The sequence below is a fragment of the Hoskinsella mucinilytica genome (genome assembly GCF_045223415.1).
Lineage (GTDB): Bacteria > Bacillota_I > Bacilli_A > Erysipelotrichales > Erysipelotrichaceae > Hoskinsella > Hoskinsella mucinilytica.
The window spans coordinates 12,134-26,949 of record NZ_JBEQZJ010000032.1 but is presented as its reverse complement, the minus strand read 5'-3'; the positions used below and the strand labels follow the sequence as shown (position 1 = coordinate 26,949).

Annotated in this window: 15 protein-coding genes and 1 pseudogene; 15 read left to right on the top strand and 1 reads right to left on the bottom strand. The window is 33.6% G+C overall.

All coding sequences use genetic code 11. The features are described 5' to 3' along the window. Positions 1-359 precede the first annotated feature (359 nt). From UGRO018_RS12280 to UGRO018_RS12215, 14 genes and pseudogenes are all read left to right on the top strand, one after another. Positions 360-1,367 carry an ABC transporter permease gene (locus UGRO018_RS12280; protein WP_416326784.1) on the top strand — a complete coding sequence of 336 codons (1,008 nt, stop codon included), beginning with the start codon at positions 360-362 and terminating at the stop codon, positions 1,365-1,367. Further along, entirely contained in the window at positions 1,355-2,332 is a 978-nt protein-coding gene (locus tag UGRO018_RS12275) for an iron chelate uptake ABC transporter family permease subunit (RefSeq protein WP_416326783.1), read from the top strand. The genes UGRO018_RS12280 and UGRO018_RS12275 overlap by 13 nt, the downstream gene beginning before the upstream one ends. A gap of 1 nt (position 2,333) precedes the next feature. Then, positions 2,334-3,086, top strand: coding sequence for an iron ABC transporter ATP-binding protein (locus UGRO018_RS12270; protein WP_416326782.1), 753 nt, complete (start codon positions 2,334-2,336; stop codon positions 3,084-3,086). A 21-nt stretch (positions 3,087-3,107) separates the two neighbouring features. Further along, positions 3,108-4,070, top strand: coding sequence for a siderophore ABC transporter substrate-binding protein (locus UGRO018_RS12265; RefSeq protein WP_416326781.1), 963 nt, complete (start codon positions 3,108-3,110; stop codon positions 4,068-4,070). 337 nt (positions 4,071-4,407) lie between these two features. Beyond that, complete coding sequence (locus tag UGRO018_RS12260) at positions 4,408-5,019, top strand: MarR family winged helix-turn-helix transcriptional regulator (RefSeq protein ID WP_416326780.1); 612 nt, start codon at positions 4,408-4,410, stop codon at positions 5,017-5,019. 406 nt (positions 5,020-5,425) lie between these two features. Continuing rightward, positions 5,426-6,310 carry a GNAT family N-acetyltransferase gene (locus UGRO018_RS12255; RefSeq protein WP_416326779.1) on the top strand — a complete coding sequence of 295 codons (885 nt, stop codon included), beginning with the start codon at positions 5,426-5,428 and terminating at the stop codon, positions 6,308-6,310. A 53-nt stretch (positions 6,311-6,363) separates the two neighbouring features. Further along, positions 6,364-7,230, top strand: coding sequence for an AraC family transcriptional regulator (locus tag UGRO018_RS12250; protein WP_416326778.1), 867 nt, complete (start codon positions 6,364-6,366; stop codon positions 7,228-7,230). A gap of 149 nt (positions 7,231-7,379) precedes the next feature. Continuing rightward, positions 7,380-8,486 (top strand): alpha/beta hydrolase, encoded by a 1,107-nt coding sequence (locus tag UGRO018_RS12245; protein ID WP_416326777.1) that lies wholly within the window; start codon positions 7,380-7,382, stop codon positions 8,484-8,486. Between the two features lie 9 nt (positions 8,487-8,495). Next, a complete protein-coding gene (locus UGRO018_RS12240) occupies positions 8,496-8,714 on the top strand; it encodes a hypothetical protein (RefSeq protein WP_416326776.1) in 219 nt (72 codons plus the stop codon). Positions 8,715-8,717: 3 nt separating this feature from the next. Continuing rightward, entirely contained in the window at positions 8,718-8,960 is a 243-nt protein-coding gene (locus tag UGRO018_RS12235; protein ID WP_416326775.1) for a hypothetical protein, read from the top strand. Positions 8,961-8,975: 15 nt separating this feature from the next. Then, a pseudogene (locus UGRO018_RS12230) lies at positions 8,976-9,194 on the top strand (phosphatase PAP2 family protein); the annotation flags it as partial. A 164-nt stretch (positions 9,195-9,358) separates the two neighbouring features. Next, on the top strand, positions 9,359-9,856 hold the full coding sequence (locus UGRO018_RS12225; RefSeq protein WP_416326774.1) for a hypothetical protein: 498 nt from the start codon (positions 9,359-9,361) through the stop codon (positions 9,854-9,856). Between the two features lie 111 nt (positions 9,857-9,967). Further along, positions 9,968-11,080 carry a C45 family autoproteolytic acyltransferase/hydolase gene (locus tag UGRO018_RS12220; protein ID WP_416326773.1) on the top strand — a complete coding sequence of 371 codons (1,113 nt, stop codon included), beginning with the start codon at positions 9,968-9,970 and terminating at the stop codon, positions 11,078-11,080. Between the two features lie 17 nt (positions 11,081-11,097). After that, positions 11,098-11,973 carry an AraC family transcriptional regulator gene (locus UGRO018_RS12215; protein ID WP_416326772.1) on the top strand — a complete coding sequence of 292 codons (876 nt, stop codon included), beginning with the start codon at positions 11,098-11,100 and terminating at the stop codon, positions 11,971-11,973. Positions 11,974-12,031: 58 nt separating this feature from the next. Here the strand turns inward: UGRO018_RS12215 and UGRO018_RS12210 are convergent, their stop codons facing one another. Then, positions 12,032-13,585 carry a leucine-rich repeat domain-containing protein gene (locus UGRO018_RS12210; protein ID WP_416326771.1) on the bottom strand — a complete coding sequence of 518 codons (1,554 nt, stop codon included), beginning with the start codon at positions 13,583-13,585 and terminating at the stop codon, positions 12,032-12,034. 405 nt (positions 13,586-13,990) lie between these two features. On the opposite strand from UGRO018_RS12210, the gene UGRO018_RS12205 reads away from it, so the two are divergent. After that, complete coding sequence (locus UGRO018_RS12205) at positions 13,991-14,545, top strand: sugar O-acetyltransferase (RefSeq protein ID WP_416326770.1); 555 nt, start codon at positions 13,991-13,993, stop codon at positions 14,543-14,545. Positions 14,546-14,816 lie beyond the last annotated feature (271 nt).

Genomic DNA, 14,816 nt, shown 5'->3' with positions numbered 1-14,816 from the left:
AAGGATAAATGAAAATCGTGTATAAAAACAGGGAGAAATTAAGAACGTTATTTAATTGATACAACCGTTTTATAGTCATTGGTTGTATAGTAATATAATAGAATAATTACATCAAATGATGTCGCAAATGAGTTTGTATTATTAGGAAAGAGATTATAATTTATACATAAAATGGAATTTTATAATAAGAAAATAGGAATGAGAAAAAATCAGTTAGGTTAAACTAACTTTTCTGTTGACATGCGCTTGTTGGGTATGCTATCATGTTTACGCAACTGGAAAAAGTAAGAACAAGGTTGCGATTTTTTTGGGTATTAAGTTAGTTTTAACTAACTTTGTTTCTGGAAGGAGCTTATAGGATGAAACAATATCGTATCACGATCTTGCTCGCTGTGACCTTATTTCTTGTATCAATCATATCTTTATTTATTGGTGTGATTGATTTAGATATCACACAATTATTATTTGGTAACTTTGAGCAATTAGAAATATTTTTGATATCCCGATTGCCACGCTTATTGGCAATCTTATGCACAGGCGCAGGCATGAGTGTAGCGGGTTTGATTATGCAACAGCTATGTATGAATAAATTTGTATCGCCAACGACAGGAGCGACGTTATCTTCCGCACAATTTGGAATCTTACTGGCTTTATTATTTTTACCAAACTCTACCTTTTGGGGTAGAGCCCTCTTTGCTTTTGCGGCGGCCATTGCCGGTACATGTATCTTTGTTTGGTTTATCCAACGTATCCAGTTTCGTGATGTGGTCATGGTTCCTTTGGTTGGGATTATGTTTGGTAATGTTATTGGAGGTATCACCAATTATTTGGCTTATAAATATGAAATGACACAAGCGCTATCTTCCTGGATGGTTGGTCATTTTTCTCTGGTGTTACGTGGTCGTTATGAACTAGTCTATTTCATCATTCCTCTAATCGTGATTGCCTTTCTTTTTGCCAATCATTTCAACATTGTGGGAATGGGTAGAGATTTTTCTAAAAATCTTGGTGTCCCTTATCATTTGGTCCTCTTCACCGGATTAACGATTGCGGCTATGATGAGTGCGAGCATCGTCGTTGTTGTTGGTTCAATATCCTATATAGGATTAATCGTACCAAACCTTGTTTCTATGTTTAAAGGAGATAAAATACGAGGAACATTGATAGATACAGCACTATTTGGCGCCTTGTTCGTATTAGTCTGTGATATCTTAGGACGGATCATCATTTTCCCATATGAACTTCCTATTGAATTGATAGTGGGGATTATCGGTAGTATCTTATTTGTGGCATTGTTATTTTACCGTCTACGCAATGGACGTAAGGCGATTCGATGGAAGGGAGAGGTTCCTACATGCAAATCGTAAAGAAGTGGAATACATCTAAACATCTGATTACTTTGGGAATTCTGGTTATTCTAGCTATCTTACTTTATCTCTTTTGGGAAGTAAGCTTTCATAATATGAGGTTATTTACTTATGCAATGGAGATTCGTTTTCCTAAACTGATCGTTATTCTGATAGCGGCGTTTTCGATTGGCGGTGCATCCATCATCTTCCAAACGATTATTAACAACCGCATCGTTACTCCTTGTCTTTTGGGGATGAATTCATTATATACGTTAACACATACGGCAGTTGTTTTTATCGCCGGTTCTAGTAGTATGTTTGCTCGCAATGCGAATGTGGCATTCTTTATGGATATCGTACTTATGGGAAGTATTGCAACGCTTACTTATAGTTATTTGTTTAAAAAGACGAAGTACAATGTTCTCTATGTTTTATTAATTGGAACGGTATTATCTTCTTTCTTTACAAGTATGCAAACAACGATGACTCGTATCATGGATCCTAATGAGTACGATGCACTTCTTGCAACTTTAGTAGCCAGTTTTGAAAATATCAATACAGAAATCATTGTATTTTCAATCCTATTACTTGGGGGCTTGATCATTGCCCTACGTAAAGAATTGGCTCTTTTGGATGTCATTGCACTAGGAAAAAATCAAGCCATTAATCTAGGGGTCGATTATGATCGCTGTATTCGTAAATTATTACTTGGAGTTACCTTGTGTATTGCAGTTGCGACAGCTATGGTAGGACCTATTTCTTTTCTTGGACTGATCATTGCCAACCTTGCACGACAGTTATTGAAAACCTATCGTCACAAAGATTTGATACTTGGTACGACATTGTTTGGAATGATTGTACTTTTAGGCGGTCAGGCGGTAGTGGAACATGTATTCTCTTATGCGATACCTATTAGTGTATTCATTACCATTGCAGGAGGTATTTACTTCCTTTACTTATTATTAACCAACAGGAGGGTTTAAAATGCAAATTAAAAAATTGACGAAAACATATGATGGAAAATCTATTGTCAAAGGTATCGATTTAGAGATTCCCAAACATGCGGTTACTTCTATGATTGGTCCCAATGGTGCCGGTAAATCAACTATTTTGAACATGATTTCCCGTCTGATTGCTCGTGATGATGGAATCGTAGACTTCAATGGCAAAGATATAACAAAATGGAAAAGCAAAGAATTATCAAAACGACTTGCGATCTTGACACAAAGCAATCAAATGCAAATGAAACTTACCATACGTGAACTCGTAGCCTTTGGACGCTTCCCATATTCCGGAAGTCATCTTAATGAAGAAGACGAACGTATGATTACCAAAGCCCTTCAATATATGGAGTTAGAGGACATACAAGATCAATTCATTGACGAACTTTCAGGTGGACAACGGCAACGTGCGTATATCGCTATGGTCATTGCACAAGATACGGATTATATCTTATTGGATGAACCTACAAACAATCTTGATATCTATCATGCAACCAATCTTATGAAAATTGTTCGTCGCTTGTGTGATGAACTTGGTAAAACGATCATTCTTGTATTGCATGAAATTAATTATGCTGCTTTTTACTCAGATTATATCTGTGCATTGGTAGATGGAAAGGTCGCAAGTTTTGGGCCGGTGAAAGAGGTGATGACAAAAGAAAATTTATCTAGTATTTATTGTGTAGATTTCGAAATTATGGAAATCCAAGGCAAACCATTATCTATTTATTACTAATTCATTGAGAGGAGAACACATATGAAAAAATTAGTATCATTTACACTAGCATTACTTATGGCAGTTACATTATCTGCATGTACGACTTCATCAGAAAGTACAGAAAAAGAGACGATCACGATTACATCTTTGAACGCAGATAAACAGGAAATCGAATTAGAAGTACCTTATGATCCACAAAGAGTTGCTGTTTTGGATATGGCCGTATTAGATAATCTTGATAATCTAGGCTTGAAAGATCGTGTTGTTGGTACTGCTTCTACTTCATTGGAGTATTTACAATCCTATGTTACAGATAAAAATATTGAAAATCTAGGAACGATCAAAACAGCAGATCTAGAAGCTGTAATGAAATGTGAGCCAGATATCATTTTTATTGGCGGACGTTTAAGTTCTTCTTATGAGGCATTATCCAAAATTGCTCCCGTTGTCTATTTAGAGACAGATACAAAAGCCGGCGTTGTAAAAAGTGTTGAAAAAAATGCAACGACGATTGCCTCTATTTTTGGTAAAGAAAATGAAGTTACATCAAAATTAGAAGGGTATTCTGCACGTATTACAAAGCTTCAGGAGCTTGCGAAAGGAAATACTGCGGTAGTTGGTATGGCTACAAGCGGCAGTTTCAATTTATTAGGAAACGATGGACGATGCTCAATAATCGGAAGGGAAATTGGTTTTGATAATATCGGTGCCAGTGCATCTGATAGTACAACTGCAACACATGGAAATGAAACATCCTTTGAATTGCTTGTGAAATTAAATCCTAATTATATCTTTGTAATGGATCGTGATGCGGCAATAGGAACAGATGGTGCACAATTGGCAAAGGAAATTGTTGAAAATGAATTAACGATGAAAACAAATGCATATAAAGAGAACCATATTGTATATTTAGCACACCCTGCTGTATGGTATACAGGAGAAGGTGGTATCACAGCTTTAGATATCATGTTACAAGATTTAGAATCTGTACTTTTAAAATAAGGATTGCATGAATTATTTTAAACTTTAGATTGTATTTGTATAGATAATCACAGACCTTAAATTGTACGAGGATGATTTATGTACGCAAAAGGAACGATGCTCTGTAAAACAATATTAGAATAAAGTATATCTTTAGTTTTGATACCTTGTTTTACAGGGTTTTTTGATACCTTTTTTGATAGCATAAACATATTCTTGTATAGATTTTCCCACATATCTTTTGCATAAGACCATCCCTTATTCTTTTTCAAAAAAAATAGTAAGGTACCTTGACATATTGATAGAAATGGTGTAATCTATATTTGTAAGGTACCTTGATAATAAGGAAGGAGATTTTATGGAAGAAAATCAAAAAATATGTCAGTGTTATGAAAATCACTGTCCTAGTGATGCGTTGCAATGTGGAAAAGGAAGACGCTATTTTAGTGGAAACGAAGAACAAAAGGATGAAAGATTAGATAAACGAAAACAGAAGCATCATGGTAGACATCATCATGAAGATATGGATCAAGATGAGCAATTACGCATGTTGATGCGCCGTTGTGGTCATATATTGTGGCATCAATCTGGAGGAAAGGGAAGTCAGAAACGTATCTTATCTATTTTATCCCATCATGATGTAATGACACAGAAAGAACTACAAGAAGAATTAGATATAAAATCCGGTTCTTTGAGCGAGATTTTAGGTAAGATCGAACAAGATGCGTTAATAGAGCGTAAACCAAATGAACATGATAAGCGTAACATGGATGTTAGGATCAGCGAAGCAGGAAAGAAAGCGGTACAATTTTATCAGGAAGAACGACATAAAGAAACAAAAGAGATGTTTACATGTTTAAGCGAAGCAGAAAAGGAACAACTATTAGATATCTTACATAAATTAATTTATGCTTGGAAATCAGATGAAGCCCACCATTCTCATCATAAGCATAATAAAGGTAACGAATAAGAATTGTCTTTCTTGCCTAAAAGATAGAATCATTAAGGAAACCATATATATAGGAAAATTCCAGCACTTGATGTTGGATTTTTTTAAGGAAAACAGCTGATGTATCATATTTGATCTATCCAATCATCTATCATCTAGTACTAATTATGAATCTAATAAAAATGAATAGTGCATATTCAAAAATAACTTTAAAATCTAAGACTTATATGGTATATTTATGACATACCCAAAGGGTATCCTATAGGATCAGAAAGGCAGGTGGTCTGTATGAAAACAATTCAAATTCAGTTACTGAGGAAAGATACAGACTGCCGTGTTTATTAATTGTGCATTCTGGGCATCCCCTTGGATGCTTTTTTCTTTCCCAATAAGACAGGTTTACAAAATAAGGGAAGGACATAACAACATGAAAACAGAAATTTGTAAAGAGAAGTATGCAGGCTCTATGTGCTCTATGGTTGCCAGTAGTGAGGAACAAAATCGTTCGCTACAAAGAGAACTGCAAAATCAGACACTGTCGTTGAAACAGTGCTATGTAATGATTTGTGATGAAAAGGTGGTAGCAAGAGCTGTAATTGACACAAAAAGAGCTTATATCGCTTATCTCACACTAGAAGAAATATCGCAAAAGGAAGCAGATGATTTTGTAAAGGATATCGTAGATCATCTGGATCGTAGCAAAGAATGGAGAATCGATCTGTATTCTGATAAGCATCATCATGCCCTTGTTTATCACGCATTGAAGCAATGGTTTCCATTAGAATTCAAACGAGAGAGCTATACGGTGAAAACAAGAGAAATAGCGCAAACATCCTATTGTTTTATACCGGCTAAGCAGCTTTCTCATAAGGCTTTATTGGAACTGATGGTGGCTGCAAATGCAACAACACTGGATGTCAGCATACAAAGAGAGCAACAATTGCTGGGGTTGTACCCTACAGTACAACAACTGGCAAATGAATTGTTAGAGGATGAAGAAAGTGAAGCATTATTTCAGGTGTTGTTGATTGAAAAAGAAGCAATAGGTTTCATTAGTGTGACCAGATTGTTAGATGATATTGGTGGGATTGGATTCATCGGTGTCCATCCTAATGTTCAAGGAAGACAATACAGCACAGTTCTGCTAAATAAAGCAATAGATATGGCATGGCGCCATAATATTCATAAGTTGATCGGAGATATCGATATTCATAATTTTGCGATTCGACAAAACCTATTGCGTACCGGGTTTTCTTTGGATTGTGAACAGAGCATCTTCTTATTAGAAAAGCAGTTCAAAAATTGCGTATAACATTAAGATAAGAAATTGTTGTATAATGAACCTACAGGAAAGGGATGCTTTGAATGGAACATAGATATGAAAAAGTAAACATCGATGCGCAAGTACCGGCTTTGATTTATTATTTCTCAAAAGAAACGATGAAATCTACTGATTATCTTTTACGATCTCCATATATTCCTGGGCATTGGCATCGTAGCATTGAATTATCATTAGTGGAAAATGGAAGTATTTCCTTATTGATCAATGAAGAAGAACAAAGGATACAGACGGGTGAATTCATGCTGATCAATAGTGGCTTTGTCCACGAAATGCATGCGGAAAATATAGAAGATAGTAGGGTGATGATGGTCATCCTTTCCTATGATTTTCTTAAGAAGATATATCCCGATATAGAAAATGTTTGTTTTGATATACATAAAAGTGAAAAATCCAAACAACGTCTATTGGAAATTTATGAAGAATTAAAACAGCGTACTTTACATCCTCAACCGAATGATTATTTAAAAATCAATGCTTTATTGTATGAAATTGTATATATCCTAGTGACATATGATGTTGTGGATGATATAGAAATGCGTAATAGATATAAGCATATTCATACTCGTCAGCGCCATGTTTTGGATTATATTGAAGAACACTATCATGAAGATCTATCCTTGGAAACGATGTCAAAACAATTTCATATGAGCATGGAACATTTCAGTAGAACATTCTATAAAGATTTTCATGTTCACTTCAAAACTTATCTAAACAATTATCGTATTTATAAAGCCTATCCTGATGTAGTGAAGAGTGATCATACGATTCAACAAATTGCATTGACCCATGGATTTTCGAATGTAAAATCATTTATTACGCAGTTTAAAGAAGCCTATGAGATGACACCGCTTCAATATCGGAAACATATTTCTTCTGTGAAGGAAGAATGAGAACGATATCAAAAAATGACATTTTATCGATTAAGGAATGACAACATTGTCAAATATGATCATGCTAAAATGATACATGTAAGAAATAGCTTACATGTATTTTTTTTAATAAGTGTTGTAAGCGCTTAATTTAACACGGAGGAAATAATATGACAAGAAAGTATGATGTATCTTTATTACAGGCGTTAAAAGAAAAAGAAACAAAAATAAAGTATATGGGATGTGATGTGCTAGTGAAAAATCTTCCCGATTGTGATGAACCTGGGGCTATGGATCCTCGTCTTTATCAAGATATGAAAAAACAGTTAAAGATGATGGCACTTGTTCCATCTGGGATGATGAAAATGGATGTATCAGAAAAAGGAATCGGAAAATTAAGAGAAATGTTTAATGGTATCAAAAGTATTCCAACAGTAGAAGAAACGATCATCATTGAACATAAAACAGTAAGTGCACAGGATGGTTACGATATTCCAATACGTATTTATCATAAAGAAGACAATCAAGAAAATGCACCAATTCTATATTATATTCATGGCGGTGGTTTCTTTGGAGGCTCCCCGGATGTTGTAGAAGAATCAGTGAAATTATTAGTTGCGAATACAAATATATGTGCGGTATCAGTTGATTATCGGTTGGCACCGGAACATCCTTATCCTATTGGACATCAAGATTGTTATACAGTATTAAAATGGGTATATGAACATGCCCAAGAACTTCATGGAGATGCAACAAATATCTTTGTTGGTGGAGATAGTGCCGGTGGAAATTTAACCCAATATTGCACGACTCGTGATATCGAAGATGGATCGCATATGGTAAAAGGGCAATTGCTGTTATATCCGACTTTGAATATGGCAAGAGTGGAAGATGCCTACTATCATCCAAGTATGGATCAATTCGAAACAACAAGCAAACAACGTAAGGGATTGAAAAAGATGATTGGGATGTTCGCTGATATGAGTAATGGTTTAGAAGATATCTTGAAAACAAAGGATGTACAAAATGTATATCTAAATCCATATTCGTTTGATCCATCAAAGAATCCCTCTACCTTTCTCACTGTAGGAGAACATGATTTCTTAAAAATCGAAACTTTAGGATATGCAGCAAAAATGCATAAAGCAGGCGTAGAAACAAAAGTTGTATTATATAAAGGTTTTGGACATGCCTTCTTTGACAATACCGGAGTGTATCCACAATGTGAAGATTGTATTCAAGAAATGGGAAACTTCATTTTAGAACACAGTAAATAGGAGATGAATATGAAACATAAATTAGTCATTGATGTAGGTGGAACCATGATTAAGTATGCGTTAATGGATGGTATGCCGGGAAATATTGACAGTGAAACAGGGCAGATATTTGATATTCCTTTTTCAATACCACATGCACAAGTAGATGTCTGTGCTCATTTTAATGATTCTAATTTGATTGGTGCTTTCTATCATTATACCTTGCAAAAAGAGCTTAAAAAAAGGTGAGTTATGATAAAGAAAACAGGTTTTACGAAGCGCAATGTATTCATTGTATTGGGGATCTTATGTATTTGTTTATTGTTTGGTTCTTGTTTCGATTTTCAATTATCCAGTACTGTATATCATGGTGAATTTTTATTGGGTCAATTATGTGCAGCCTATGGACAATATCCAGCAACCATTGTGATGTCCATTGGCGGAACATTAATGGCAATGGGAATAACATCAGAAGAATTCAAATCTTTTCCTTGAGATCATACTGGATGTGCTACTTGTATGCTATTGATCAGTGTATTACCGATGTTAAATGAAAAAGGAAGAGGAAAAGAAACTATGCTGTTTTGGATAGGTGTCATATTCGCTTTTGGTATTGGTATCTCTCGTATCTTTATGGGGGCTCATTTTTTAAGCGATATCACCATTGGCTTTACAGTGACATTTCTCATCGAGCTTGTTGCTTGTCGTTTATTCCTTTATAAAGTTTAGTAATAAAGAAGCAAATGAACGGACCTCATCTGCTTTTTTTCTTATGAAATAGATCCTACAAATTGATGTGAATAGAAAAGGATGTTAAAATGATTAAATAGATGGTTAAAGTCATTGGATACCAGTAGTCATTAGAAAATCTCAAGTTTATGGAGGATCATAAAATGCAAAAAACCATGGAAGAACTCATAAGTGAAGAATTGGATGGTAAGGATCAACTGATCGCAATTGAGTTTGTGAAATTTCTACGAGAAAATAACTTAGAATTTATAAGAGATGAAGGATATTGGAAAGATAAAATATACTTTATAATGAAATATAATCAGGAGTGTGTTTGTTTTATTGCTATTCAAGATCCACAAGAACCTCATAATCGTTGGACGGTATGGTCAGAGCATATCCGTTCAATGTATCTAAAGGATCAATCAGTCAACAATTCACTGAAACAAGTGGGGTGGAAAAAGGTAGATGAATGCTGTTATTGTGGTGCTTGTGAAGGTGGTAAGTCTAAACTGATCTTTGGTAGATTATTTCATGCAGTATGCAATTGTACCTTTAGATTTGATAATCCACAGATGGAAGATCTACCTTTTATGGAATACATGGTCAAAGTAAGGATCAAGCAAATTGAGGAAACTAAATGTCTGAAAAATGCTTTATAAGATACGAACAACCAACGTCTTATTCTATAGAAAAGCAGAAAATATCATGAAGATCTTTCTAAGGAATGTTAAGATATCCTTGATAAGGATATAAGATTAGGAGGGTTTATCATGTTAACACAGCAGATTCGGGTATTAAATTTAAGTGGAAGCAACTATGAAATCGGATATCTGTTAGGAAAGATGGTTGCGAATGATGAGCGCTTAAAAGCCAAATATATCGTTAAAACAACTGTTGATAAAGAACAAATTAAAGAAATCAATGTATTACTTGATCGTTGGTGTCCTGGGCTTACACAAGAAATACAAGGATTTGCTGAAGCATTACAAATGAATTTAGAATCTTTATTTTTCTATCAAATGATCAGTTATAAACCATGTTGTAGCCATATCGCTCTTCTTTCTGGTAAGACAGATGAAAATAAGCCGATATTAGCTCGTAATTATGAATTCTCAAATGAACTTGAAGATTTTTCTCTAATGAGAACGGAAGTAAAAGGGAAATATACACATATAGGTACTTCTATGTTACAATTTGGACGTGATGATGGTTTTAATGAACACGGACTTGCTGTGACGATAAGTTCCTGTGGATTACCGGTCGTTAATTTACCTCATATGCAAAAGCCACAATTCTTAGGATTGCAATATTGGGTTGTTGTTCGTGCACTTTTAGAAAATTGTAAAACTGTAAAAGAAGCGTTATCTTATTTAAAAGAAATGCCGATCGTATTTAATATGAATATGATTTTATTAGATAAAACAGATCATGCAGCACTTGTACAAACCATGAATGGTCGTATTGCTTATCGTCAAATTGATTCACATAATAAAGAAAAAATGTTACATGCTACCAATCATACCGTATTACTGGAATTTCTTCATTTGGAAAAACAAGCATTTTCTCACAGTATAGGGCGATATCAGTATATCGAGCATGAATTAAAAGATAAGCAAACAATAACAAGATCCGAAATAAAAACGATGTTATTATCAAAATATCCACAAGGTCTTTGCTTTCATAATTATGCACAAAGCTTTGGTACAACAAAAAGTATGATCCTATCTCCTGCTGATGGAACTATAGAAATCTGTTGGGGAGGAAGAATAGAAAATACATGGAAACTATATGATATTTCTCAACCAATCCTATCCGATGTTTACGATATTCAAATAATGTTTGATGATGTAGAGAAGGGTTTATTAGATTGGCAGATACGATAGAGAGGAAACCAAGAAGAATGAATTATCAAAAAGCATTAGAACAGGCTATTCTTTATATAGAAAGCCATTTACAAGAAGATATAAAGGTAGAGGATGTAGCACATTATGCAGGTTATTCCTACTTTCATTTGAATAGACAATTCAATGCCATTTTAGGTGAAAGTGTTGGAAATTATATTAAAAAGCGTCGATTAGCAAATGCTGCTTTTCAACTTCTTTATTCAGATGATAAAATCATTGATATCGCAATGAAACATAATTTTGAATCTGCTGAAGCATTTAGTCGTGCTTTTAAAATGGCATATAAGATAAGTCCTATAAACTATCGTAAAAATCGTGTTCATACATTTGTTTCTAGTAAAGAATGTTTAAATCATAATGTTATGAATCATTTATTCAATCATGTAACTGTACACCCCAGCATAATAGAAATACCGGAAATCAAAGTGATGGGCTTACGAAAAGAAACAGAATTAAAACCAGAAAGTATCAGAGAATTATGGGAAGAGTTTTCAATGGTTCTGAATCAATATCCTGATTTATCTTCTCATCAACGTAAGATTGGCGTATATGAGCCTTATCAGGAAGATATTCATTTTTTAGCAAATGAAGATATGAAATGTTATGAAGTGATTGGTATTGAAGTCCATTCTTTTCAAGATGTCGTTGCTCCTTTTGTACAAAAAGTGATACAAGGAGGAAAATATGCAGTATTTACTCACCATGGAAGTTTAGAAACGCTCAATCAAACTATTGACTACATATGGGGTACGTGGCTTCTTACAACAAAAGAAGAAATAGATACAAGAGAAACATTTGAACTTCAAGATGAACGATTTTTAGGATATCATCATCCTGAATCTGAAATGGATATTTATATCCCAATACGTTAGTTGAACATTCGAATACAGTAAGATAGACTCAGAAAAAAAAAGAAGAAACGCATTCTTCTTAATTTTCCATTCTTCGTTTTTTCATTATAATCAATATGATTGCTCCACTGACGATCATAAGAAGTGTAAATTCAAAGATCATGGTTCGATCACCGGTTTCTAAAGTTTTGTTTATTGTATCTGTATTAACAGGTTCTTTTTGCGGTTTATTTTCTGAATCTGCTTGATTTGTTTCTTTATCTTCTTCAGTATCAACATGAATGATGTCTTTTGTTTGAACCTCAATATCTAATTCAATTGAATATCCCGCATATTTGATCATGATTTTATTATCTGTCGGTTTTAAAGGCATCTGTTGAGAGAAAGAAAAGTCTGTTTTTGTATCTTGATCATAAGCAATGATCTGATAACTTCCATCATTGTAATGAATCTTTACTATTAACCCATCAGGATTAAAGTGTTCACCTTCTATATAAGATGTTTTTTTCGGCTTTTCGATAAGCTCAATACCGGTTATTTTAATAGTAGGAACATTCACTGTTAAAATGTCACTATGACTATTTAAATTTGCTTGAATTTGAATGAAAGTTGCTTCATCATCGCCTATGTTTATTTGATTTCCGGATATCTGTGTTTTATCTGAATGAGGCCCTATCAATTGATATTCAACATTTTGATATTCTAAAGGGATGCTCATTGTTGATGATAATTGAAGATTTTCATCATACACTTCTAATGTTTTATCAAAGTAAGAATCTAGGTCTAATGTTTGATTACGTTTTGCATCAATTGTAGTTTGTTTTGCTTCAATACTTGTTACACCACGATAGATTTGAGGCTTTTTTGTTTTGTTGTCTAGTGCTGCTATAAGTTGAGGATTCACTACTTCATCTTTTGTATCAGTTATCACCATGATCTTTGAAAGACTTGAAGTATATTTAACTACATTATTTTCAATCTTTGTAATCTTATTTGGCAGTGTTATCGATTCCAAATTATCACAGTACCAGAATGCTGAAGCACCTAAATACTCAACATTTTTTGGAATCACAATAGATTTAAGACCTGTACAGTCAATAAAAACGTTATTTGCGATTTGTTTAACGCTTTCCGGAATATCTAAGGAATCCAAACTAACACAATGTTGAAAAGCGTTTTCCTTGATACTTGTTAATTGATTGGGAAGTTGTACATCATTTAAACGGATACAGTCTTGAAATGTTTTGCTTTCAATTACTTTTACTTTATTTGGAATTCTAATGGAAGTTAACTTTTGGCAGTTTTGAAATGCTCCTGAATCAATCGTTGTAATCGTCTCAGGAAGGGTAATCGAAGTTAAAGCAGCAGGCGTTTTTTCATCTTCATAAAACAAGCGATTTCCTAAACTTACAACGGTATACGATACATCATGATATACAATTGTTTGAGGTATATCGTAGGAAGTTTTTGTTTTATCAGCGTCTACGACACTCACATTCATTTCATCAATGATCTTGTAAGTAAGACCATCCATTTCAAAAGTAACATCAGATGCATATGTTTTCTGTATAGACATCGTAACAAACATCATCATAGCGATAAACATGATTGATATTTTCTTCATCTTTTTCATTCTTTTTCTCCTTCTTTTTTTATCGTGGGATAAATCAACAAATAGTTATGATCCCTTTTTGTATTATAGCATCCGCAAATTAAACTTATTGTAAGATATGATACAGTTTTAAATATGGATGATTTTCTTTATTTCATTGTGAAAGACATGTTATAATGTGTTTAAGAAAGTAACACAAGAAGAAACAGAATATGGTCAGAATTTAAAATGAATAGAGGAGATATTTATGGAAAGCTATCAAAGTATGACAAAACAGCAAAAAAAAAGATTTTAAAAAAGTTATTGTCGTAGTTCTAGTGGGAATCATTATGGTCTTTTTAGTACCAATTGTTTATCATCTTGTTTTCTGATGATGAAATATGTTTTGGTATTTTTCATCTCAAATGCTAAAAGGAAGGTTGATTTATGACAGAGAAAGAGAAAATGATAAAAGGTCTTGAATATAATCCTGTGTCTCCTCAACTGGTTTTAGATCGAGATAAAGCAAGCAGAATCCTTGCTAAATATAATAGTAAGACATTTCATGAGATAAATATGCGAAACGGACTAATAAAAAAGCTTATGAATACATCAGGGAATTTTTGGATCAAACCACCATTTTATTGTGATTATGGATACAATATTCATCTTGGAAAAGATGTAATGATAAATTTTAACTGCGTCTTTCTTGATGTATGTCCTATTATCATAGGAGACCATACCTTAATTGGTCCTAATACACAAATATATACAGCTTGTCATTCATTAAACTATGTAGAAAGAAGAGAGAATAAAGAGTATGGAAAGCCAGTACAAATAGGAAATGATGTCTGGATCGGTGGTAGTGTTGTTATATTGGCGGGAATCACGATAGGAGACCATGCCGTTATTGGTGCAGGAAGTGTAGTAACAAAAGATATTCCAGCTAATACTATATCAGTAGGTAACCCATGCAACGTCATTCATAATATGTTTGAGTAGAAGTATATCTTTCATACAAATAAATTAGAATATAATTTTAATGCTAGATGATTCACATATGATATTTGGATCAGTAATGTGTTAAGAAAGATACGAAAACTTATAATAATGTCGATATGCTGTCTGAAAAGGCAGTTTCTTTTATGTGATTCAAATACAAAAAAAGAATTTGAATATACAATAACATAAAATGGATACTAGAGTATAAGATATTAAAGTCATGTATTACTTTTATTTAGGTTATACATCAATCAATAGTAAAATAAAGAAA

What these genes read in the sequence shown, in the direction of transcription:
- UGRO018_RS12225 (WP_416326774.1), top strand. Translation starts at nt 9,359, where the DNA reads ATGCAAAAAACCATGGAAGAACTCATAAGTGAAGAATTGGATGGTAAG.
- UGRO018_RS12210 (WP_416326771.1), bottom strand. Translation starts at nt 13,585, where the DNA reads ATGAAAAAGATGAAGAAAATATCAATCATGTTTATCGCTATGATGATG.
- UGRO018_RS12205 (WP_416326770.1), top strand. Translation starts at nt 13,991, where the DNA reads ATGACAGAGAAAGAGAAAATGATAAAAGGTCTTGAATATAATCCTGTG.
- UGRO018_RS12265 (WP_416326781.1), top strand. Translation starts at nt 3,108, where the DNA reads ATGAAAAAATTAGTATCATTTACACTAGCATTACTTATGGCAGTTACA.
- UGRO018_RS12260 (WP_416326780.1), top strand. Translation starts at nt 4,408, where the DNA reads ATGGAAGAAAATCAAAAAATATGTCAGTGTTATGAAAATCACTGTCCT.
- UGRO018_RS12255 (WP_416326779.1), top strand. Translation starts at nt 5,426, where the DNA reads ATGAAAACAGAAATTTGTAAAGAGAAGTATGCAGGCTCTATGTGCTCT.
- UGRO018_RS12250 (WP_416326778.1), top strand. Translation starts at nt 6,364, where the DNA reads ATGGAACATAGATATGAAAAAGTAAACATCGATGCGCAAGTACCGGCT.
- UGRO018_RS12280 (WP_416326784.1), top strand. Translation starts at nt 360, where the DNA reads ATGAAACAATATCGTATCACGATCTTGCTCGCTGTGACCTTATTTCTT.
- UGRO018_RS12220 (WP_416326773.1), top strand. Translation starts at nt 9,968, where the DNA reads ATGTTAACACAGCAGATTCGGGTATTAAATTTAAGTGGAAGCAACTAT.
- UGRO018_RS12275 (WP_416326783.1), top strand. Translation starts at nt 1,355, where the DNA reads ATGCAAATCGTAAAGAAGTGGAATACATCTAAACATCTGATTACTTTG.
- UGRO018_RS12240 (WP_416326776.1), top strand. Translation starts at nt 8,496, where the DNA reads ATGAAACATAAATTAGTCATTGATGTAGGTGGAACCATGATTAAGTAT.
- UGRO018_RS12270 (WP_416326782.1), top strand. Translation starts at nt 2,334, where the DNA reads ATGCAAATTAAAAAATTGACGAAAACATATGATGGAAAATCTATTGTC.
- UGRO018_RS12245 (WP_416326777.1), top strand. Translation starts at nt 7,380, where the DNA reads ATGACAAGAAAGTATGATGTATCTTTATTACAGGCGTTAAAAGAAAAA.
- UGRO018_RS12235 (WP_416326775.1), top strand. Translation starts at nt 8,718, where the DNA reads ATGATAAAGAAAACAGGTTTTACGAAGCGCAATGTATTCATTGTATTG.
- UGRO018_RS12215 (WP_416326772.1), top strand. Translation starts at nt 11,098, where the DNA reads ATGAATTATCAAAAAGCATTAGAACAGGCTATTCTTTATATAGAAAGC.